The organism is Streptomyces sp. NPDC020898, from assembly GCF_044333925.1.
Taxonomy (GTDB): Bacteria; Actinomycetota; Actinomycetes; order Streptomycetales; family Streptomycetaceae; genus Streptomyces.
Window position 1 is genome coordinate 143764 of record NZ_JBIRRV010000010.1, and the last position, 21328, is coordinate 165091.

Annotated in this window: 16 protein-coding genes; 6 read left to right on the plus strand and 10 right to left on the minus strand. The window is 69.0% G+C overall.

Translation table 11 applies throughout. The annotated features are described in order from the left end of the window. The first annotated feature begins 174 nt into the window (after window positions 1-174). Window positions 175-2301 carry an ATP-binding protein gene (locus ACH4TV_RS29270; RefSeq protein ID WP_398403225.1) on the plus strand — a complete coding sequence of 709 codons (2127 nt, stop codon included), beginning with the start codon at window positions 175-177 and terminating at the stop codon, window positions 2299-2301. Window position 2302: 1 nt separating this feature from the next. On the opposite strand, the gene ACH4TV_RS29275 is transcribed toward ACH4TV_RS29270, so the two are convergent. Beyond that, on the minus strand, window positions 2303-2710 hold the full coding sequence (locus ACH4TV_RS29275; RefSeq protein WP_398403227.1) for an ATP-binding protein: 408 nt from the start codon (window positions 2708-2710) through the stop codon (window positions 2303-2305). A gap of 112 nt (window positions 2711-2822) precedes the next feature. Between ACH4TV_RS29275 and ACH4TV_RS29280 the strand changes: the two genes are divergently transcribed. From ACH4TV_RS29280 to ACH4TV_RS29295, 4 genes are all read left to right on the plus strand, one after another. Then, window positions 2823-3644: a Scr1 family TA system antitoxin-like transcriptional regulator gene (locus tag ACH4TV_RS29280; protein WP_398403228.1), complete on the plus strand. Its 822-nt coding sequence runs from the start codon at window positions 2823-2825 to the stop codon at window positions 3642-3644. Beyond that, window positions 3641-3841, plus strand: a complete 201-nt coding sequence (locus ACH4TV_RS29285) for a DUF397 domain-containing protein (RefSeq protein ID WP_398403229.1) — start codon at window positions 3641-3643, stop codon at window positions 3839-3841. Before ACH4TV_RS29280 ends, ACH4TV_RS29285 begins: the two co-directional genes overlap by 4 nt. A gap of 396 nt (window positions 3842-4237) precedes the next feature. Then, a complete protein-coding gene (locus ACH4TV_RS29290) occupies window positions 4238-4735 on the plus strand; it encodes an N-acetyltransferase (protein ID WP_398403231.1) in 498 nt (165 codons plus the stop codon). A gap of 202 nt (window positions 4736-4937) precedes the next feature. Then, window positions 4938-5720 (plus strand): serine protease, encoded by a 783-nt coding sequence (locus ACH4TV_RS29295; RefSeq protein ID WP_398403564.1) that lies wholly within the window; start codon window positions 4938-4940, stop codon window positions 5718-5720. Window positions 5721-6007: 287 nt separating this feature from the next. Here the strand turns inward: ACH4TV_RS29295 and ACH4TV_RS29300 are convergent, their stop codons facing one another. From ACH4TV_RS29300 to ACH4TV_RS29330, 7 genes are all read right to left on the minus strand, one after another. After that, the gene (locus ACH4TV_RS29300) at window positions 6008-7366 is read right to left on the minus strand and encodes a hypothetical protein (RefSeq protein ID WP_398403233.1); all 1359 of its coding nucleotides are present in this window, start codon (window positions 7364-7366) and stop codon (window positions 6008-6010) included. 78 nt (window positions 7367-7444) lie between these two features. Then, window positions 7445-10477: a glycoside hydrolase family 3 protein gene (locus ACH4TV_RS29305; protein WP_398403235.1), complete on the minus strand. Its 3033-nt coding sequence runs from the start codon at window positions 10475-10477 to the stop codon at window positions 7445-7447. Window positions 10478-10654: 177 nt separating this feature from the next. Next, a complete protein-coding gene (cimA, locus tag ACH4TV_RS29310; RefSeq protein ID WP_398403237.1) occupies window positions 10655-12259 on the minus strand; it encodes a citramalate synthase in 1605 nt (534 codons plus the stop codon). A gap of 308 nt (window positions 12260-12567) precedes the next feature. Continuing rightward, the gene (locus ACH4TV_RS29315) at window positions 12568-13809 is read right to left on the minus strand and encodes a TolB family protein (protein WP_398403239.1); all 1242 of its coding nucleotides are present in this window, start codon (window positions 13807-13809) and stop codon (window positions 12568-12570) included. Between the two features lie 26 nt (window positions 13810-13835). Continuing rightward, the gene (locus ACH4TV_RS29320; protein WP_398403240.1) at window positions 13836-15806 is read right to left on the minus strand and encodes a TolB family protein; all 1971 of its coding nucleotides are present in this window, start codon (window positions 15804-15806) and stop codon (window positions 13836-13838) included. A gap of 367 nt (window positions 15807-16173) precedes the next feature. Further along, window positions 16174-17262, minus strand: a complete 1089-nt coding sequence (locus tag ACH4TV_RS29325) for a branched-chain amino acid aminotransferase (RefSeq protein ID WP_398403242.1) — start codon at window positions 17260-17262, stop codon at window positions 16174-16176. Between the two features lie 271 nt (window positions 17263-17533). Then, window positions 17534-18574: a 3-isopropylmalate dehydrogenase gene (locus ACH4TV_RS29330; RefSeq protein ID WP_398403244.1), complete on the minus strand. Its 1041-nt coding sequence runs from the start codon at window positions 18572-18574 to the stop codon at window positions 17534-17536. Between the two features lie 154 nt (window positions 18575-18728). Here ACH4TV_RS29330 and ACH4TV_RS29335 point away from each other — a divergent pair, with 154 nt between their 5' ends. Next, the gene (locus ACH4TV_RS29335; RefSeq protein WP_398403246.1) at window positions 18729-20285 is read left to right on the plus strand and encodes a purple acid phosphatase family protein; all 1557 of its coding nucleotides are present in this window, start codon (window positions 18729-18731) and stop codon (window positions 20283-20285) included. A 9-nt stretch (window positions 20286-20294) separates the two neighbouring features. On the opposite strand, the gene ACH4TV_RS29340 is transcribed toward ACH4TV_RS29335, so the two are convergent. After that, window positions 20295-20426: a hypothetical protein gene (locus tag ACH4TV_RS29340; protein ID WP_006374903.1), complete on the minus strand. Its 132-nt coding sequence runs from the start codon at window positions 20424-20426 to the stop codon at window positions 20295-20297. 263 nt (window positions 20427-20689) lie between these two features. Beyond that, a complete protein-coding gene (locus ACH4TV_RS29345) occupies window positions 20690-21229 on the minus strand; it encodes a GNAT family N-acetyltransferase (protein ID WP_398403249.1) in 540 nt (179 codons plus the stop codon). Window positions 21230-21328: the final 99 nt, after the last annotated feature.

Sequence of the window (21328 nt, forward strand, 5' to 3'; positions counted from 1 at the left end):
CTCCCCTTGCGCGATGGCAGGCCATGATGAGGACGAACACGAAGAGTCGGGGGCTGCGTAGTGGGACGGGCGGAATCAGTGGGCGACGGAGACCACTACGACTTTCGGGGCAGCACCTTCCACGGCCCCGTCACCGGACGGGCCGAGCACAATCGTGGACCTGTCTTCACGGCCATGTCTGCGCTCCCTGCTCCTCCGACGGCCTTCACCGGCCGTGAACAGCATGTCAAGGCCCTGCTGGACGTACTCGATCCTGGCACGGAGATCAGCACAGACGCCGTGTTGATCTCGGCGGTCGGCGGGCTCGGCGGGCTCGGCGGTGTGGGGAAGACCGCGCTGGCTCTACACGTTGCGCATACCGCGCGTGCCCGGTTCCCCGGAGGAACGCTCTTCGTCAATATGCGGGGCTACGACGACGCTCCTACGGCACCCGAGCAGGCCGTGGAGTCCTTCCTCACTGCTCTCGGCATCGGACGCGACAGCTTTCCTTCCGCGCCCGAGGAGCTGTACGCGTTGTACCGGTCGGCTCTGGACAGCCGGGGTTCCGTACTGATCGTGCTGGACAACGTCTCGGATGCCGCACAGGTCGTACCGCTGCTCCCTGGCACTACACGACATCGCGTACTGGTGACCTCCAGGAACTCCCTCGACTCGCTTACCGCCCGGTCGATCGCCCTCGACTCGCTGTCGCAGGACGAGGCGGTCGCCCTGATCGAGCGGTCTCTGCACATCAGCGATCCGGACGACTCCCGAGCGTCCGCGGAGCCTGATGCCGTTCGGCAGCTCGTCGACCTGTGCGGTCGCCTTCCGCTGGCGCTTCAGATCGCGGCGGCTCAGCTCCGCCGGCGTAAACCGCGCGCGGTCTCCACACTCGTCGCGGACCTTGAAGCAGCAATCGACCGTGTGCGCGCGTTGCGAGCACCGGGCAAGGACCAGTACGACAGAGATCTGGTGCTGCGCCCGGTGTTCGACGTCACGTACGAACGGCTCGACGCGGACCAGGCCAGGCTGTTCCGACTCCTGGCTCAGGCCCCGACAGCAGACTTCGGGCACCCCACAGCCGTCGCTCTCTCTGGAATGTCCCCGGCTGACATCATGGAGAGACTTGAAGATCTGGCAGCCGTCTTTCTGATCAACTCCTCGCCCGAGGGTGATCGTTGGGCGATGCACGACTTGCTGCGCGCTTACGCCTCCACGTTGAGCGCCTCCGAGCCCGTTCTCGCCCACGAGACTACGGACGCCAGAAACAGCTTGCTCCTGGACTTCTACCAGCGAACCGCCTCGGCCGACCGACACCTGCACGGCCAGTTGCTTGCAGACGTGCCGGACCTCTTCCCCGACCGTCATGCCGCACTCACCTGGCTGGAATCCGAACACACTTCCCTCGTACGGGCCATCCAGTGGGCAGAGAATGCCGAGCACAGCAGATTCGCAACCGCATTGGGCGTCTGCATTGATCGGTATCTGCAGCTTCAGCGGCATTTCGCTGATGGGGCGTTGGTCTCCGAAACCCTACTGACGGCAGCCAGGCGTGACGAGGACCGGTTCCTGGAGATGATCGCACTGACCACCTTGGGGAATTCGCAGCACAAGCTGCGCCTGTACCGCGAAGCCGCCATTAGCCACACCAACGCACTACGTTTCGCATATTCTCTCGACGATCAAAACTCTCAAGCAGCCGGCTGGAGCAATCTGGGCTATTGCATGCACGAATGGGGGCAACACGATATTGCAGCCCAGATGCTCGGACGCGCCCAGGAGATGTTCTCCCGACTGGGCGATGAGCACCGAGAAGCGATGGCTTGGAACACGCTGGGTATGCCACTTCTGGAGCTTCGCAGGTTCACTGAGGCCGCACAGGCACACGGGAATGCCCAGAAAGCATTCCACCGGGCAGGAGACCGGCAACGCGAGGCAACGGCTTGGATCAATCTGGGCGCAGTCTTGAGAGAGGTATCCGAATTCGACGACGCCGCCAACGCATACATGAATGCCGCTGACCTTTTCGCCGAGCAACACGACCGGCATGGAGAAGCCTCAGCGTGGAACAACGTTGGCAGCCTTCTGATTACCCGTCGAGAATTTAAGACAGCATCGGAGATACTGCACAAGTGCGAGGAAGACTTCGTCTCTCTGAGTGAGTGGCACGATGTGGGAGCTGTTCGATGGAACATCGCGCAACTGCATGAGGCGCAAGGTCGAGTCCTGGACGCAAGAGCTGCCTGGGAATCTGCCGCGGATGCCTATGTCCTCGCTGGAGACGAAAAGTTGGCAACCGCAGCACGCGCGAACGCCGAATAACTCACCCCCACTTTTCGAACTCGCACCACACCACCTTCCCGAGCCCCCGCTCCGCCACCCCCCACCTGTCCGCCAACCCGGCCATGATGAGCAGCCCCCGGCCCTCCTCGGCCTCCGGGCCGGGGTCCGGCGTGCGGATCTCGCCCGGGCCGCTGTCGTGGACCTCGACGCGCAGTACACGGTCGGTGGCCAGGGCCAGTTGGAGGAGGAAGCCACGGCCCGGGGGTACGCCGTGCAGGAGTGCGTTCGTTGCCAGTTCGCTCACGCAGAGCAACACGTCGCCGGTGCGCTCGGGCGTGCCCCAGCCGGTGAGGGTCTCGCGGGTGAACTCGCGGGCCAGGCGTACTGACCTGCGATCGCGGCGGTAGAACGCCTCGCGGGTGTGGAGGAGTTGGGGTTGTGCGTTCATGAGGCCACTGTCACAGGGGGTCACTAGTGTGGGGCAGTACGTGAAGTCGTAGTTCCGATTACTACGACTCCACTACGAGCGGTTCGGGTGGAAACGGGGGAAAGGGACACGCATGCATTCGGCGAAGAAGCCCAGGCGGGGCAGTTCATGGCAGGCCATCGGTGCGGGCGTTGCGCAGTTCAGGAAGCGAGCCCGGCTGACGCAGGAGCAGTTGGCGGAGCGCGCGAGCATTCACGTCGACACCGTGCGCTCCATCGAGCAGGGGCGCCTTGCGCTGCAACCCGACCGGGCGGAGCAGTTCGACGAACTGCTGGATACGGGTGGGGTGTTGGCTGCGATGGTGGCCAAAGTTCCGGTGCGGGAGCGGGTCGTGCAGTTCGCGCAGGGGTTGGTCGAGCATGAGCAGGAGGCGCTCAGCATTCTCTCGTACCAGAGCCTGGCGGTTCCTGGGTTGCTTCAGACTCCGGAGTACTGCCGCGCTGTCTTCGACTACCGGTATCCGGCGATCGGGAACGAGACTGCCGAGCAGTGGGTGAACGCCCGTATGGAACGGCAGTTGATCTGGGAGCGGAAGCGTCCCCCAGTGGGGCACTTCGTCCTGGAGGAGGGCATCCTGCGGCGGGGCGTCGGCAGTCGGGAAGTGATGCGCGAACAGATCCGCAAGATCCTCGAAGCCTGCGACCCCGTCCACATGAGCGTGCAGATCATGCCCACCGACCGTGCGCCACACGCCTGTCTCGACGGCCCCATGGTGCTCCTCGAAACCCCGGACCACGAACACCTGGTGTACCTGGAAGTGCAGCGCGCCAGCTTCGTCGTCGAGGATCCCGACGAGGTCAGTAACTACCACCTGAAATATGGAATGCTGCGGTCACAGGCCCTCTCTCCAGACGAGAGCGTGCGCCTCCTGGACGGACTGCTAGGAGAGTCATGACCACCGCAGCACGGCAGCAGGACCTCTCGGACAACCTGGCGTGGTTCAAGTCCAGCCACAGCGGCAGCGAGGGCGGCGACTGCCTCGAAGTCGCCGCCCACACCGCTGCCATCCACATCCGTGACTCCAAGAACCCGTCTGGACCCGTCCTCACCGTCGCCCCCGGCACCTGGGCCGCCTTCCTCGACCGGGCCTGACTCCCAGGGGACAATCACCCCATGGACAACACCGAGTGGATCATCGTCGCCTCCTGCGAGAACCTTCCCGGGCGACCCGGGCCTCTTGCCGCCCTGCGCGCTTGACTGCGGGAACACGGCGTCGACTGGATGCCGTTCGCACCGGACGAGGTTCGGTACGACCTCGCGTGTGGGCCGGGAGCCGATGGGCACTGGCGCGGATGGTTCACCGTGTACGTGGCGCCGGACGCGCTACGCACCCTCGGACTGCATCCCGAGCAGGCGTCGGCCCCTCGCGGCGATGGTGTCTCCCCGCCCGCCTGGTGGCATGCCGCCGGGGAACGGTACGGCCGTCGGTGGCCCGATCCCCCGGGATAACGCGGTGCGAGGCCCCCACCCGCAAGCTAGCCTCCGACCATGACCTGGCTCCCCCGCGACTTCGTCCATCCGCTGCGCGTCGACGTGCCCGGCGGGTATCACCTGCGGCCGATCCGGGGGACCGACGCGCCCATCGACTACCCGGCGGTCATGGGCTCGCGCGAGCGGTTGTGGAGCATCTTCGGGGAGGCCTGGGGGTGGCCGGCCGCCTCCATCACGTACGAGGCGAATCTGGCCGACCTGGAGCGGCACGCCGCGGAGGCGGACGCTCACGAGTCCTTCAACTACGTGCTGTTCGACGACACCGAGACCGTCGAACTCGGGTGCGTCTACATCGATCCGCCCGAGAAGGCCGGTGCCGACGCCGAGATCTCCTGGTGGGTGGTGGACAGTGCCGTGGGGGGTGAGGTGGAACTGGCCCTCGACTCCCTCGTACCGCGGTGGATCGCCGACGACTGGCCCTTCGTACGGCCTCGGTTCATCGGGCGGGATCTCTCCTGGGCGGAGTGGCTGCGGCTGCCCGACGCCGACGCGTAGTCCGACGCATTCGCCCCTCCGGCCCGCCTGACTCGATACCGGCGGCCGGATTTCGCCCCTTGTGGGCGCGCTCACAGCGTTCCCATAATCCTTCAACAGAATTTGACCCGCTCATGCCAGCAAGTGCACGAGTTCTTTTTGTTTCTTTGGCATGAGCCTGACATTTCTGCGTCGTGTCCAACCCCCCACGGAAGGCATCACGTTGAAGAAGCTCATCACCGCGCTCAAGAGAACCGTGGCCGCCGGAGCCGCCGCGCTCGCGATCATCAGCCTTCAGCCCCTCTCCTCGGCGCAGGCCGCTCCGGCGCCCGTCGTCGGGGGAACCCGTGCCGCGCAGGGCGAGTTCCCGTTCATGGTCCGGCTCTCCATGGGCTGTGGCGGCGCGCTCTACACCCAGCAGATCGTGCTCACCGCCGCGCACTGTGTGAGCGGCTCGGGCGCCAACACCAGCATCACGGCCACCGCGGGTGTGGTGGACCTCCAGTCCACCACCGGCCGGGTCCAGGTCCGGTCCACCCGGGTGCTCCAGGCTCCCGGGTACAACGGCACCGGCAAGGACTGGGCGCTCATCAAGCTCGCCACGCCGATCAACCTGCCGACGCTGAAGCTCGCCACCACCACGCAGTACAACACCGGCAACTTCACCGTCGCCGGCTGGGGCTCGGCCAGTGAGGGCGGCGCCCAGCAGCGGTACATGCTCAAGGCGACCGTGCCGTTCGTCAGCGACGCCACCTGCCGTTCCTACAGTGGCTACAGCGGCCTCGTCGCCGCCGAGGAGATCTGCGCCGGCTTCGCGTCCGGCGGCGTCGACACCTGCCAGGGCGACTCCGGTGGTCCCATGTTCCGCCGGGACAGCGCGAACGCGTGGGTCCAGGTCGGCATCGTGAGCTGGGGTATCGGCTGCGCCCGGCCCAACGCCCCGGGCGTCTACTCCGAGGTCTCCACCTTCGCCTCGGCCATCGCCTCGGCAGCGGCGACTCTCTGACGCACGGCTTCTTCCCCCCTCCGTACGACGTCCACGGGCCCGGCGCTCTCCAGCGCCGGGCCCGTGCCTGTGCGTCCTGGGGGTGCCGGAGTGGATCGCCCCCGCCGCCCTTACCCGTTCCCATCCCTGGGGGCTGCGCCCCCAGACCCCCGCTACGGCCCTGAACGGGCCTTGTCCTCAAACGCCGGACGGGCTGAGATACCTGGGCCTGCGCTGAACAGAGACGGCAAACGGGTGGGCGGGTGGGAAAGAAGGTGGGGCTGGACTGGACGGGCTGAAGGTGTCTGTCAGAACCCCCCGCCGAAATCCCCGCCGCCTCCGAAGTCGCCGCCACCCCCGAAGTCCCCGGAGTCGAAGTCGGCGCCGGACATGTCGCCGCCCTCGTGGCCGCCGGGGCCGCGGAAGTCGCCGTAGCCCTCGCCGTAGTCGGCCGCGTAGGACGGGGTGGCCATCATGCTGCCGAGCATCGTGCCGACGAGGAGGCCGGGCAGGATGCCGCCGCCGAAGTAGCCGCCCGCCCAGGGGCCGTACGCCGGGCCCGCGTCCCAGTACGGGCGGGGGCCGGCGGCGGTCTCCACCTCGCGGATCGCCGGGTCGTGGCCGTCGGCGAGGCGGGCCCGGTCGGCTGCGCAGACCGGTACCTCGCGGGGTGCGCCGCCCGCCGGTGTCCAGGTCGCGTCGGCGACCGACGGGCCGTGACGTGGGTCGAAGAAGCAGGCGCCGCGGCGTTCGGGCAGCGGGCGGCCCTCGCGGCGCGCGGCGAGTTGGGCGAGCGAGAACCGGCCGTCCGCCAGGGTCTGCGTCACCGCGCGCACCTCCTCAGGGCGCTCAGTGGCCGCCATCAGCGACTTCGCCTTCTCGTACGCGTCCAGCGCCCGCTGGTAGTCCGCGCGCATCGCGTCGTCGGCGCCCGTCTCGGCGGGGTGGAAGTCGAGCCGTTCGAGTTCCTCGCCGAACGCGGTGATGTCCTCGTCGACAACGACCGTCAGCTTGGCGAGCGCGGCCCGCCGCTCCTCCTCGTGCCGCCGCCGGTTGCGCCGCACCAGGGCGTACGCACCGGCACCGCCCGCCACCAGCACGGCACCCACGGTGATCAGCGCCCCCGCGTCCACCCCGCCGTCACCGCCGCCGCCCGATTCGCTCCAGGTGGCGGGCGCCGACCCGCCGAGGTTGCCGCGCAGAGCCGCGTCGACGAAGTCGTTGAGCTGGGCCTTCGGATCGCCGGCGTCCCGCACTGCCGTCACGAGGTTGCCGACCGCCGACTCGCTCAGCACACTGCCGTCGGCATACGCGTTGAACCTGTCACCGAGGCGGATGGCGTACAGCCCCGTGACACCGGTCTCCGTACGGAGGTTGGTGGGGAGGTTCGCCGTCGGGTAGTCGGCCGGGAGGACAGCCACGAACACGGGCTTGTCCGCGTCCCTGATCTTGTCGGCGAGCGCCTCGGCATCGGACGAGGACAGCAGGCCGGAGGCGGCCGGGTCCACGTACACCGGGCTCGCGCGCAGCGCTTCGGCGACTTTGGAGAGGTCGGTGGCCGCCTGGGCGCCGGGCGCGGCGGCCGTCAGCAGCGCGAGTACCGCGAGTACCGCCACAAAGGGCACCAGCAGCAGGCGTACGAGAGAACGGACCAGTACGGCCTTCATACCTTCGAAGCTACCTGAATCGCGGCCCAAACGGACATCGGTCCTGGTGAGGATCACCGGGACCGATGTCCGTAGTACTCAGGCCGCCCGGTACGCGGCCCTCAGCTTCTCCACCGCCGCGCCGTACCGGCCGGTCAGCAGGAGGTGGTCCGCGTCGGCGAAGGGCTTGGCGGTCATGGACGTGATCCGCTGGCCGATCTTCGCCTGCGCGATCAGCCGCGCCTGGGTGACGATCGTGCGTCCCGCCTTCGCGTCGTGGGCCCTCTCTGCCAGAGTCGCCGCGACCGCCAGCGCCTTCAGGGTCTTTTCGCCGCCCTCCGGAATCTTGGTCCTCGTCGTGAGCCCCCAGCCGTACGGGAACTGCGGGTCGTACGCCGCATCACCGACGTTGATCGGCAGCTGGGCCTCCGACTTCGGCCAGGTGAGCGGGAGTTGGCCGGTGAACGCCCGCTTCCCGTAGAGCACGTCGGCGACGCCGTCGCCCTCGGTGCCCGGCAGCCAGGAGGCGACCAGGGCGTCGATGTCACCGAGCCGGTCGCCGAGGAGCTGCGGGCGCCCCGCGACGACCAGCACCGCGCACTTCATCGCCGCGCACACCGTGTCGACGGCCTTCTTGTCGGCGTCGCTCAGCTCCAGGTCGTGGCCGTTGCCGACGTCGCCCATGCCCTCGGCGTACGGGGTCTCGCCGACGACCACCACACCCACGTCATGGCCGGTGGTCGGAGCCGAGGCGTCCTTGGAGTAGGTGACGTCTCCGCCCGCCTCGCGCATGCCCTCCAGAACGGTCGTGCCCTCCGTGATGTCCCCGGACGAGCCCTGCCAGGTGACGGTCCAGCCGCCGCTCTGGTTGCCGATGTCGTCGGCGTTGGAGCCGGCGACGTACACCTTCTGGGACTTCTTCAGCGGCAGCACGCTGTCGGCGTTCTTCAGCAGCACCTGCGACTTCGCCGCCAACTCCCGTCCCACCGCCCGGTGTTCGGCCGAGCCGATGTCCGCCGCTCCGCTCGTGTCGGCGTACGGCTTCTCGAAGAGGCCCAGCTTGAACTTCTGGAGGAGGATGCGGGAGACCGCGTCGTCGATCCGCTTCCCGCTGATCCGGCCGGCGTTCACCTCGGCGACCAGGGTGGTGTGGAAGTCCTGGTAGACGTGCGGAACCATGATCATGTCGAGGCCCGCGTTGACGGACGTCCGCACGTCGGAGGCGTAGTCGCCGGGGATCTGGTCGATGGCCTGCCAGTCGCTGATGACGAAGCCGTCGAAGCCCATACGGCCCTTCAGCACACCGTTGATCATGTCGGCGCGGGCGTGCATCTTCACCGGTCCCTGGTCGTCCCCCGCGATGTCGAGGGAGGAGTAGGACGGCATGACCGAGCCGACGCCCCGGTCGACGGCGTCCTGGTACGGGGCCAGGTGGACCGTCTCCAGCTCCTGCCGGGTGACCTCGGTGATGCCCTGGTCGATGGTGTACGAGCCGGTGGTGGAGGAGCCGTAGGTCGTGCCGCCGTCGCCGACGAAGTGCTTGGCGGTGGCGAGGACCCTGTCGTTGTCCTTCAACTCCGTCCCGTTCGCGCGGCCTTGGAGACCCTGGATCACCGTTTCCATCGACTTCACCAGGGCCGGGTCCTCACCGAAGGCCTCGTAGGTGCGCCCCCAGCGTTCGTCACGGGCCACGCAGAGGCAGGGTGCGAAGTCCCAGGGGACGCCCGTGGCCCGTACCTCGGCCGCCGTCACCTCCCCTGCCGCGTAGGCGAGTTGGGGATCGCGGGCGGCCCCGATGCCGATGTTGTGCGGCAGGACCGTGGCGCCGACGAGGTTGTTGTGGCCGTGCACCGCGTCCACCCCGTAGATCAGCGGGATCTGGAACCGCGTTGCCTGCGCCCGGAGTTGGAAGCCGTCGATCATCTTCGCCCAGGCCGCCGGGGTGTTGGGCGTGGGCGTCGAGCCGCCGCCGGAGAGCAGCGAGCCCAGGTCGTACGCGGCGATGTCACCGGGAGTCGCCGTCACCGCGCCGCGCTCGGCCTGGGTCATCTGGCCGGCCTTCTCCGCCAGCGACATCCGGGAGAGGAGGTCGGCGACGCGCTGCTTCACCGGCAACTTGCCGTTCAGATACGGGAGTCCGTGAGCGTCGATCACGATCCGCGGGTTCTCCCGCGGGGCCTTGGCGCCGGTGACCGTGAGCTTGAGGGGGACCGTCTCCGCCGACTCCGCCGACCTGTCCTTGAGGGTGGGGACCTGGATCGTGCGGGAGGTCCCGGAGGCGGTGCCCGCCGGGAAGGTGACCTCGCCGTGGACGGGCGTGTAGTCGGTGCCGTCCGTCGCCGTGCCGCCGGCCGCCGTCTCGTACGTGACCGTCACGGGGTCGGTGAGCGGGGCCGAGCCCGTCGTACCGACCGTGACCGCGACCGTCGCCGTACCGCCCTCCTTCACCGGGTGGACGGCGGAGTCGGTCGTGACGGAGGCGCGCAGCGATTGATCCGCCTTGCCGTACAACTCGACGCCGTCCATGGCGAATTCGCCGCTGATGCCGACGGGGAGGGTGAGGGCGTACCCCCACATCCCGGTGAGGCCGAGGATCTGGTCGATACCGCCGACGGGCTGGTAGTCGGTGCGGTAGACGAAGTCGGTGAACGGGACCTCGATCTGCTTCCAGCCGGTGAAGTCGTCGGTGAAGGAGGTCGTCCAGAGTTCGGAGGCCTCGCCGTTGGCGCCGCCGTCCTTCAGCTCGAAGTTGACCTTCTTGCCGTTGTTGTGGCCCTCCCACCAGAAGCGGATGCCCTTGCTCGCCGACCAGTCGTGGGCGGGCTCGGCGAAGGCGAAGTCGTGACTGAAGCCGCCGTAGCCGCTGATGTCGTAGGTGCCGCTGAGAACCTTGGCGCCCTCGGGGGCGTCCGTGCGGTCGGTCAGCCGGAGGGTGGGCGGGTCGTCGGCGTCGCTGCCCCAGGTGAAGATGCCCCCGGCGGGCGGGCTCGCGAAGGGGACCTCGCCCTCGAAGCGGTCGACGGGGACCGGGGCCGGGGGCGGGTCGTCGGCCCCGGCCGCCGGACCCGCGGCGGCCAGGGGCAGCAGACCGGTCAGCAATGTGGCGGAGACGAGCAGGGCGGTTCGTCGCATGGACCTTCCCTCGACTCTCGGAAACCTCTGGACCCTCAGGAATCTCGGGGCCCTCTGGAATCTTTTAGTTCACTTGAGCACCTTGAATACGCTCACGGCCTGGAACACGCCGTGAGTCAACAAGTGCCCCTGTGAACCGTCAAGGTGCCGAACGCGCCACCCTCCCCGGCCACCGTCCTACTTCGCGGGCTCCACGCCCGCCCGCAGCAGCCCGTACGTGTAGGCGTCCTCCAGTGCCTGCCAGGAAGCGGCGATCACGTTGTCGGCGACGCCCACCGTCGACCACTCGCCCTTGCCGTCCGAGGTGGAGATGAGGACGCGGGTCGTGGACTGCGTGCCGTGCTTGCCCTCCAGGATGCGGACCTTGTAGTCGACCAGGTCGAGTTTGGCGAGCTGGGGGTAGATCTTCTCCAGGGCGACCTTCAGGGCGCGGTCGAGGGCGTTCACCGGGCCGTTGCCCTCCGCCGTCGCGACGATGCGCTCGCCCTTGGCGAAGAGCTTGACCGTGGCCTCGTTGGCGTGGCTGCCGTCGGGGCGGTCCTCGACGATCGCGCGCCAGGACTCGACCTCGAAGTACGTGCGCGCCCTGCCCTCGACCTCGGCGCGCAGCAGCAGCTCGAAGGAGGCGTCGGCCGCCTCGAACGTGTAGCCCTGCAGCTCGCGCTCCTTCACGCGCTCCACGACCCGGCCGACCAGCTCACGGTCGTCGCCGAGGTCGACGCCCAGCTCCTTGCCCTTGAGCTCGATCGAGGCACGGCCCGCCATGTCGGAGACCAGCATCCGCATGGTGTTGCCGACCTGCTCGGGGTCGATGTGCTGGTAGAGATCCGGGTCGACCTTGATCGCCGAGGCGTGCAGGCCCGCCTTGTGGGCGAACGCCGAGACTCCCACGTACGGCTGATGCGTGGACGGTGTCAGGTTGACGACCTCGGCGATGGCGTGGGAGATGCGGGTCATCTCGCGCAGCGCGCCATCCGGGAGGACCTTCTTGCCGTACTTCAGTTCCAGGGCCGCCACTACCGGGAACAGGTTGGCGTTGCCGACGCGCTCGCCGTAGCCGTTCGCCGTGCACTGGACGTGGGTCGCGCCCGCGTCGACGGCGGCGAGGGTGTTGGCGACCGCGCAGCCCGTGTCGTCCTGGGTGTGGATGCCGAGGCGGGCACCGGTGTCGGCGAGGACCGTGGCGACGACCGCCTGGACCTGGGCCGGGAGCATGCCGCCGTTGGTGTCGCAGAGGATGACGACATCGGCGCCGGCGTCGGACGCGGCGCGGACGACGGCCTTCGCGTACTCCGGGTTCGCGCGGTAGCCGTCGAAGAAGTGCTCGCAGTCGACGAAGACACGGCGGCCCTGGGAACGCAGGTGGGCGACGGTGTCGCGGACCATCTCCAGGTTCTCGTCGAGCGTCGTGCGCAGCGCCAGCTCGACATGCCGGTCGTGGGACTTGGCAACCAGGGTGACGACGGGTGCGCCGGAGTCCACGAGGGCCTTGACCTGCGGGTCCTCGCTCGCCTTGCCGCCGGCCCGGCGGGTGGCGCCGAAGGCGACCAGCTGGGCGTTGCGGAAGTTGATCTCCTGCTGGGCGCGGGCGAAGAACTCGGTGTCACGCGGGTTGGCGCCCGGCCAGCCGCCCTCGATGAAGCCGACGCCGAAGTCGTCCAGGTGCCGTGCGATGGCCAGCTTGTCGGCGACGGTGAGGTTGATGCCCTCGCGCTGGGCGCCGTCGCGCAGGGTGGTGTCGAAGACGTGGAACGAGTCGTCGAGTTCGCTGGTTTCCGTCATGGTTCAAGGCTCCTGGGGATGTCGATCTCGGTCTTTACCGGAATGACCGGCTCCACCGTCCCTCAATGATCCCTCGCGCTGCTTCTTTGGCTGGAGGTGGGCCAGAAAAGCGAAAAACCCCTCGCGGGTGCGAGAGGTCTGCGCGCGGGTCGAGGACGAAGAGGCCACCCGTACCTGGTCGTACGTGGTGGTCACTGCGGACCGGCGCGCCTGCTGCCAATAATCGTGGCGAACGAGAGCACGGAGGCAGTCTGGCACAGACCGCCCCCGTGCTCACCGTCCGTCTCAGGATGCGAGCACTGAGCTGATCACCTCAGGTGCCGTACGAACGCGTCGGCGCCGTCGTTGGTGTCGCCGGCCGGGATCAGTGTCGGGTCGGAGGACTCGAAGAGGATCCTGCGGGCGCCGTCGGCGATCCGGCCCGGCAGGACGTCGGCGGACGCGGTGCCACCGCTGGTGTCGGGCGTGACCAGGGTGGTGGTGCCCTTCTTCAGGTCCCGCAGATAGACGGGGTACTCCTTGCCGTACTGGCTGCCGGCCTCCGTGACCTCCGAGGTGAAGGTGAGGTAGCGGCCGTCGGCGCTGATCGCGGCGTTGCGGGTGTAGACCTCGCCGGGGCCGCCCTGGGTGCCGTGGACGCGCTGGTTGGTGCCGGTGCGGATGTCGTGCACGAACACGTTCCAGCTGACGTCGGTGTCGCCCGGGACCAGGTGCGTGTCCCGGGACTCGAAGACGACCGTACGGCCGTTGCCGCTGATGGACGGGTTCAGGGACTCCTTCTCGGTCGGTGAGCCGTCGTGGGAGCGGTCGATCTGGGTGTGCTTGCCGGTGGTGCGGTCGTACATCCAGACGTCGCCCCAGTCGTCGCCGCGCGGGCCGTTCATGTAGTTGTACTGGTAGACGACGCGGCGCCCGTCGTCGCTGACCGTCGGCTGGAAGGCGTTGCGTGCCTCCCAGGTCGGCCTGGGGTGGCTGATCCGCTGAGTGGTGCCGGCGACGCGGTCACGCAGGAAGACCACGCTGCTGTTGCTCTCGGCGGTCTCCTGGAGCGTGTAGACGGCGTAGCGGCCGTTGGGGCTGACGGAGACGCCGGCGGGCAGCCCGGTGAAGCCCTCGGGGATCTCCAGGCCGAACCCCACCCTCTCGCCTGATCCGATGGTGTGGATCCAGATCTCCGATTTGTTCGCGGAGTACTCGATGTAGACGTAGCGGCCGTCGTTGAGGATCGCCAGCAGGCCGCCGAACCCCGCGAAGCGGAGCTTGCCGGTCTGCGGGTCGCGGACGTACATGCCGCTGTGCGGCACGTTCGGGTCCAGGTCCTCGGCGTCCGAGGTCAGCGCGATGTGGCGGCCGTTGCGGCTGATGACGGATGTGCGCGTGACGCCGTTGCCCGCCTTCCCCTCCGGGGTGACGCTGATCGGCTCGGTGTGCGGGGCCTTGGCCCTGGGCGCGGCGCCCGCTGCGGGCGCGGTGAGCGCCGCCGAGGCGACGGCCGCTGCGACGGCGACCGCCAGAGCCGCGCGACGATGCGTTGTGCTGGACGTGTGCATGGTTGTTCCCCCGTTGCTGGTCGTTCTCATTGGACTGTCCGCAGGAAGATGTCCGATACCTCGTTGGTGTCCCCCTTCACCAGATCGGATGATGCCGACTCGAACGCGACAACGGTGCCGTCGGCGTTGACCGAAGGCTTCCGCGCCGGGAGGTCGTTACGGCCGCCCCAGCGGTCGACGCTGACCAACTGCCGCTTCCCTGTGGCGAGTTCGAGCAGGTACACGGTGCCGCCCGAGGTGTACGCGAGATGCGTACCGGTCCCGGCGAGCGAGGGCTCGGTGCCCCTGACCCGGGTCGTGGCCCCGGTGTCGAGGTCACGGACGCGGATGTACCGGCCCTGCTGGAAGGCGACCTTGCGGCCGTCCGCACTGAGGGAGGGTGCCCAGGCCCGCCCTGTCTCCGAGACCTTCTCCAGGTCACCGGTGTCCAGGTCGCGGACGTGGATGTCACCGCCCTGTTCGAAAGCGACGTACCGGCCGTCGTAGTTGATCGACGGGTTGCCCGCCGCCTCGCCCGTGGGCGCGCTGACCACGTCGGTGGCGCCGTTCTGGAACCGGAAGCGGTAGACGCGGGGTTGGGGGTCCGGGTCGGAGTCGGTCGCGGGCAGGGTGGCGGCGTAGGTGATCCACTGGCAGGTGGGATCCACGGCGGGCTGTCCCATCCAGGTGAAGCGGACGCCGCCGTAGGAGCCGAGGCTGGACAGCTTGCCGACCGCGCGGTTGCGGATGTGGATCCCGGGGCCGCCGTCGGCGTCGAGCGGGGCCGTGTAGCCGACCATGCGTCCGCTGTAGCAGGGCGTGCCCTCGTGCGAGGGGCCCTGGGCAGTGGAGTTGACCTGGGAGATGCCGCCGGCCGCGTTGACGAACACGTTCGTGTCCGCCGGGTCGTCGGTGCCCCGCGAGGTGAAGGCGACGACACGGCTCTCCCCCATGACCGGGTCGTACGACGCCTCGGTCCGCTGCTGCCCGGTCGACGTCATGCTGATCCGCTCGGTGACGGACGGCATCGGGGCCGGGTTCTTCCCCAGGGCGCCCGAGAAGACGAACACGTCGGACTCGTCGTTGGTGTCGTCCGGCACCAGGTGGGAAGCCGACGAACTGAACGCCACCGCACGCCCGTCGGCGGTCAGCGCGTCGTCTCCCGCCTGGGAGTTCCACGGAAGGGCGGCCCCCCGAAGCCCCTTCCGCAGATCGCGCACCCGTGTGCCGTCCTCGCCCGAGACGACGGCGTACCGGCCGTCCGCCGTGGCCGAGGACGCGGTCCCCTCGGCCACGCGCCGCGACTCGCCCGTGCGCAGGTCGTGAAGGTACACACCGCTCTCGGCGTTCAGGAGGACACGCCGGCCGTCCGCGGTGATGCGGACCAGGTAGGCGGCGCCGAGGCCCTTGTCGACCTGCGTGCGCTCACCCGTCGCCCGGTCCGTGACGAACACGTCGACCGGGTCCGTCTCCGAGTCGACCCGGACGCCGTACGCGACCCGCTCGCCGTCACCGCTCACCGAGGCCCCGGCCTTGTCGCCCTCCTCGGCCGGTGAGATCAGGGTGTCGGCGCCGGTTGCCGTGTCCCGTACGTACAACAGCCGGAAGTTGGCCGAGCCGTTGCGGTTGCCGATGGTGTACGCGACCTGCGTACCGTCCGGACTGATCGACTGGACGCGGCCCAACTCGTTGGAGCCGGGCGGGTTCTCGGGCCACAGCCGCTCCGAGCGGCCGCTGGCACGGTCGTAGAGGTACGGGGACAGGAACCGGGTGCCCGCGGAGTAGGCGATACGGCTGCCGTCGGCGCTCGGCATCGGCGAGCCGTAGGTGTGGCCGCTGCCGAGGTCGATCCTGGTGACCCCACCGTCGGCCAGGCCCTTCACGAGCAGGCACATGGAGAACCGCGCGCAGCCGAAGCTCGGCGCGGTGGACGTGAACGTGACATGACGGCCGTCGGCACTGATCGCGGCACTCGCCGAGTCACCGTCCCCCTGAGTGCCGTCGGCAGCGACACTCACCCGCTCCACCCGAGGCGCATGCGGCGCGGCAGACGCGGTCGTCGCGCCCCCCGTCAGCAGCAGCGCCGCCCCTAAACAGACCCCTGACACACCTGTGGCTCTGGACATCTTTCCCCCTGAAGTCCCCACGGACGCTTGCCTCCCCCCGAGGCAAACGCACCACACACGACAGGGTCAATCGGTCAAATTGCGTACAACCCGGACGCACACTCGAACGTCCGCGAGAAAAAACCCTGCGGGCGCGCGCCCGTGCAGGCGCCCCTGTAAGGCGCCCCCGCAGGGGCGCCTTACAGGGGCGCGGGGAACTGCGCGACCAGCCCCCACCGACCCGCAGCCAAACAACAACCGCCTACCGCCCGCCAAGCCCTCAGCCGAGAACCCGCATCCAACCGTGCGCGTCCGACGCCGTCCCCCGCTGAATGTCGAGCAGCGCCTCACGCAACCGCAGCGTGACCTCACCAGGCTCGCCACCGCTCTGCTGCCACTCCGCACCGGTGCGCTTGACCGTGCCGACCGGCGTGATGACGGCCGCCGTACCGCAGGCGAAGACCTCGGTCAGCGTGCCGTTCTCGGCGTCGCGCTGCCACTGGTCGACGGAGATACGGCCCTCCTCGGCGGTGTAGCCGAGGTCTCGGGCCACAGTGAGGAGCGAGTCACGGGTGACGCCCTCCAGGATGGAGCCCGTCAGCGACGGCGTGACGATCCTGTCCCCGTACACGAAGTACAGGTTCATACCGCCGAGTTCCTCGATCCACTTGTGCTCGACCGCGTCGAGGTAGCAGACCTGGGCGCAGCCCTGCTCGGCGGCCTCGGCCTGGGCGAGCAGGGAGGCCGCGTAGTTGCCGCCCGTCTTGGCGTCGCCCACACCACCGGGGACGGCGCGGACGCGGTCCGTGGAGAGCCAGATGGAGACGGGCTTCACGCCACCGGGGAAGTAGGCACCGGCGGGCGACGCGATCACCAGGAACAGGTACTCGTTGGCGGGCTTGACGCCGAGCCCGACCTCCGTGGCGATCATGAAGGGGCGCAGGTAGAGGGACTCCTCGCCGCCGTGCGCGGGCACCCAGTCGCGGTCCTGCTGGACGAGCACGTCGATGGCCTCGAGGAACGTGTCGACGGGCAGTTCGGGCATCGCGAGACGCCGGGCGGAGCTCTGGAAGCGCTGGGCGTTCTTCTCCGGGCGGAAGATGGCGACGGAGCCGTCGGGCCGGCGGTAGGCCTTGAGTCCCTCGAAGATCTCCTGCGCGTAGTGCAGGGTCATGTTCGCGGGGTCGATCGAGAGCGGGCCGTACGGGACGAGCTGGCCGTCGTGCCAGCCGCGGCCCTCGGTCCACTTGATCGTCACCATGTGGTCGGTGAAGTGGCGGCCGAAGCCGGGATTGGCCAGGATCGCCTCGCGCTCCGCGCCGGAAAGTGGCGAGGCCGAGGGCTTGAGCTCGATCGTGGGCGTCGTCATGAGTGCTTGTCCTTCACCGAATGTGTGTGTGACGGGCCGCGCCCACGCCCGTGACCGCCAGTGACCAGCAACTGGTGGCCAGTGATAGGACGTCCGAGCATTCCCTCGGTCCACGGCTCCGCGTTCGATTATCGCGCGAGCGAGGCCATGGACGAAAAGGGCGTGAATGCGACCCAGGGGATGATGGTGACACCCGGCGGGGACATAAGAGAAGCCGCCGGGTGCATATGCGACCGGCGGCTTCGAAAATCGTTCGAGTGAGCGCCGCGGGTCAGCCGGCTACTCGTACGGCGAGGGCGTCGCCGATCTCGTCGGTCGTACGGACCGTGGTGCCGCGCTCCGCGAGGTCGGCGGTGACGGCGTCCTCGATGCGGACGGCCTCGGCCTCGTAGCCGAGGTGGCGCAGCAGGAGGGCGACGGACAGGACGGTGGCGCTGGGGTCGGCCTTGCCCTGCCCGGCGATGTCCGGGGCCGAGCCGTGCACGGGCTCGAACATCGAGGGGAACTCGCCGGACGGGTTGATGTTCCCGCTCGCGGCGACGCCGATGCCGCCGGAGACGGCCGCGGCGAGGTCGGTGATGATGTCGCCGAAGAGGTTGTCGGTGACGATCACGTCGAAGCGCGCGGGGTCCGTGACGAGGTAGATCGTCGCGGCGTCCACGTGGATGTAGTCCGTGGTGACGTCGGGGAACTCCTCGGCCACCCGGTTGAAGACGTTCGTCCACAGGTGACCGGCGAACGCCAGCACGTTGTTCTTGTGGACCAGCGTGAGCTTCTTGCGGGGGCGGGCCTGGGCGCGGGCGAAGGCGTCCCGGACCACGCGCTCGACACCGAAGGCCGTGTTCACGGAGACCTCGGTGGCGACCTCGTGCGGGGTGCCCTTGCGGATCGTGCCGCCGTTGCCGGTGTACGGGCCCTCGGTGCCCTCGCGGACCACGATGAAGTCGATCTCGGGCTGGCCGGCCAGCGGGGTGGCCACACCGGGGAGCAGCTTCGACGGACGCAGGTTCACGTGGTGGTCGAAGAGGAAGCGGAGCTTGAGCAGGAAGCCGCGCTCCAGGACCCCGGACGGGACCGACGGGTCACCGATCGCACCGAGCAGGATCGCGTCGTGCTTCTTGAGCGCCTCGACGTCGGCGTCGGTGAGGGTCTCACCGGTGGCGTGGTAGCGCCGGGCGCCGAAGTCGAACTCCTTGGTCTCCAGCTTCACATCCTGCGGAAGGACGGCGGAGAGGATTTTGAGCCCCTGGGCCACGACCTCCTGGCCGATGCCGTCACCGGGAATCACTGCGAGATTGATGCTGCGAGACATACCGGCACCGTACTCCTGGTCCCATGGGATGACACGCGTTGTCCGCGATACGGACACTCCGCGCCGGACGAGGCGAACGGCGGCGACCGCTCTTAGGCTGCCGTTCACCCGTATGTGTGGCGGACGTTGGGGATTGCTGGGAGGTTCGCATCCTATGGACACCCCGAACGTCGGCATTCCGCCGCAACTGGCCCGCCGGATGAGCATGGCGGAGCAGTACGAGTACCTGCGCACGCGGTTCACCCGGCGCCGCGCGCTGGTGACGGCGGGCGCGCTGGCCGGCGGCGCGCTGGTCACCGGCTGCACGTCGAGCACGGGCCCCGCGAACCCCGCGACCGGCCAGGTGCCGGGTTCCGCCGTCGTCCCCTTCGGCCGCCACCTCGCCTTCGGCGCCGATCCGAAGACGCGGATGCGGATCTCCTGGCAGGTCCCGTTCGCGGTCAGGAAGCCGTACGTACGCATCGGGCCGACGCCCGGCGACCTCAGCCGCCGCATCGAGGCCGAACTCCGACCCCTGCGCACGCCGGGTCTGCCGGGCATCCGCCTCGACCTGGACCAGTACTACGTGCACGCGGCCCTCGACGGACTGCGCCCCGGGACGACGTACTACTACGGCGTCGGCCACGAGGGCTTCGACCCGGCGTCCCGCGCGCACCGCGCCACGCTCGGCACGTTCCGCACGGCCCCCGCCACCGCGCCCGCGAGCTTCGTGTTCACGGCCTTCGGCGACCAGGGCGTAACCCCCGAGGCGCTCGCCAACGACAAGGTGATCCTCGGCCGGAACCCCGCCTTCCACCTCCACGCGGGCGACATCTGCTACGCGGACGTCACCGGCCACGGCGAGAAGTCCGACAGCTACGACCCGACCGCCTGGGACCTGTTCCTGAAGCAGACCGAGACGGTCGCGAGGTCGGTGCCGTGGATGGTGACGACCGGTAACCACGACATGGAGGCCTGGTACTCACCCAACGGCTACGGCGGCCAGTCGGCCCGCTGGTCGCTCCCGGACAACGGCTTCGACCCCCAAAACACCCCGGGCGCCTACTCGTTCACGTACGGCAACGTCGGGGTCGTGGCGCTGGACGCGAACGACGTGTCGTGGGAGATCCCGGCGAACCTGGGGCACACGGACGGCCGCCAGACGGCCTGGCTGGACCGGCGGCTCGCCGAGCTGCGTGCGTCGGACGCGATCGACTTCGTCGTGGTCTTCTTCCACCACTGCACGTACTCGACGTCCACCCACGCCTCCGACGGCGGCGTACGGGACGCCTGGCTGCCGCTCTTCGACAAGCACCAGGTGGACTTGGTGATCAACGGCCACAACCATGTGTACGAGCGGACGGACGCCCTCAGGGCCGGCCGGGTGGGCAGGCGGGTGCCGGTCGGCGCGTCGACCGACCCGACGCGGGACGGGACCGTGTACGTCACGGCGGGCGGCGCGGGCAAGAGCCTGTACAGCTTCCCGTACGGGGTGAAGGACAGCTTCGAGGGGAAGGTCGCCGACCGGGAGTCGGTGAAGAGCTACTACTGGACGAAGTCGCAGGAGCGGCACGAGGACACCGTGGAGTGGTCACGGGTGCGGTACACCGGCTTCTCCTTCCTCTCGGTGGAGGCGGAGGCGGGCGCACCGGGCGCGGCTCCCCGGCTCAGGGTGTCGGCACTGGCGCAGAGCGGGGAGCGGATCGACTACTTCGAGGTGCGGCGGGGCTGACGAGCTGCCTCAGTGGCCGGTCTGGCCGCCGTTGTCCCTGCGGTCGAGGGCGCGCTGGAGGGCCGCTGCGGCGTTCTTGCGGTCGGACTCGCTCGTCGGGGAGACGTGGCGGACTCGGCGGCGGACGGTCGTCTCGGCCATGGGAGATCGACTCCTTCAAAGGATTCCGGAAGCCCGGAAGGGGGGATTCGAGACGCCGGGTGGGACGGGGAGCAGCGGTGCCGCAGGGGTTGCCTGCACGGAGCACCGGCTCACGACCGTCATTCGCTTGGTCGAGCGAGACGTTCGGCTTCTACAAAGCTAGGCGAGGACCGGGCATCTGTCTCCACAATTACTCGGACTTCCTACTATCTGAGACGGTCGATTGGGTCACACCCCACTGACCTGGCCTTTTACGGCATCGCCTACAGCAGGTCACCATCCCGCCAGTCGAAGACCAGACCGTCCGCCGGGTCGAGCGAACCGACAGCGCCCGGACGTACGAAGACACTGCCCTCCTCTTCCGGAAGGTGGACCACACCGTCCGGACCGAGGGCGCTGATCCGGCCCGGCCAGAGCTGCCAGCCGCGGGCCGCGTAGAGGGCGGAGCCGTCGGCGCTCGCGGAGAGCGCACCGAAGTCGTAGCCCCCGTCGACGTATCGCTCCAGCGCGCCCAGCACTCGCCCACCGAGGCCGCGACGGCGGGCGTCGGCGCGGACGGCGACCGCTTCCACATAGCCGACGCGCAGCCAGCGGCCCCGATGGAGTGCGCGCCGCATGACGACCGAGCCGTGGGCGAGGAGACCGCTGCCGTCGTGGACGAGGGCATGGATGCCGCCGAGCGCATGCTCCCAGTCCTCGCCGGAGAAGCCGTCGTCGAACGCGGCGTCCAGGAGAGCACGGGCGGCGACGAGTTCGGCGGCGGTGAGGTCGGCCGTGTGGGCAGTGCGCAGCGTGGGGGCCATGACCTCAGTATCCCGAGCCGGGCCGAGCCACCGGGGCATACCGAGGCCCAATTAATCCGACCTCTAACCCGCAAAATGCGCTGCGCGACACCTTGACAG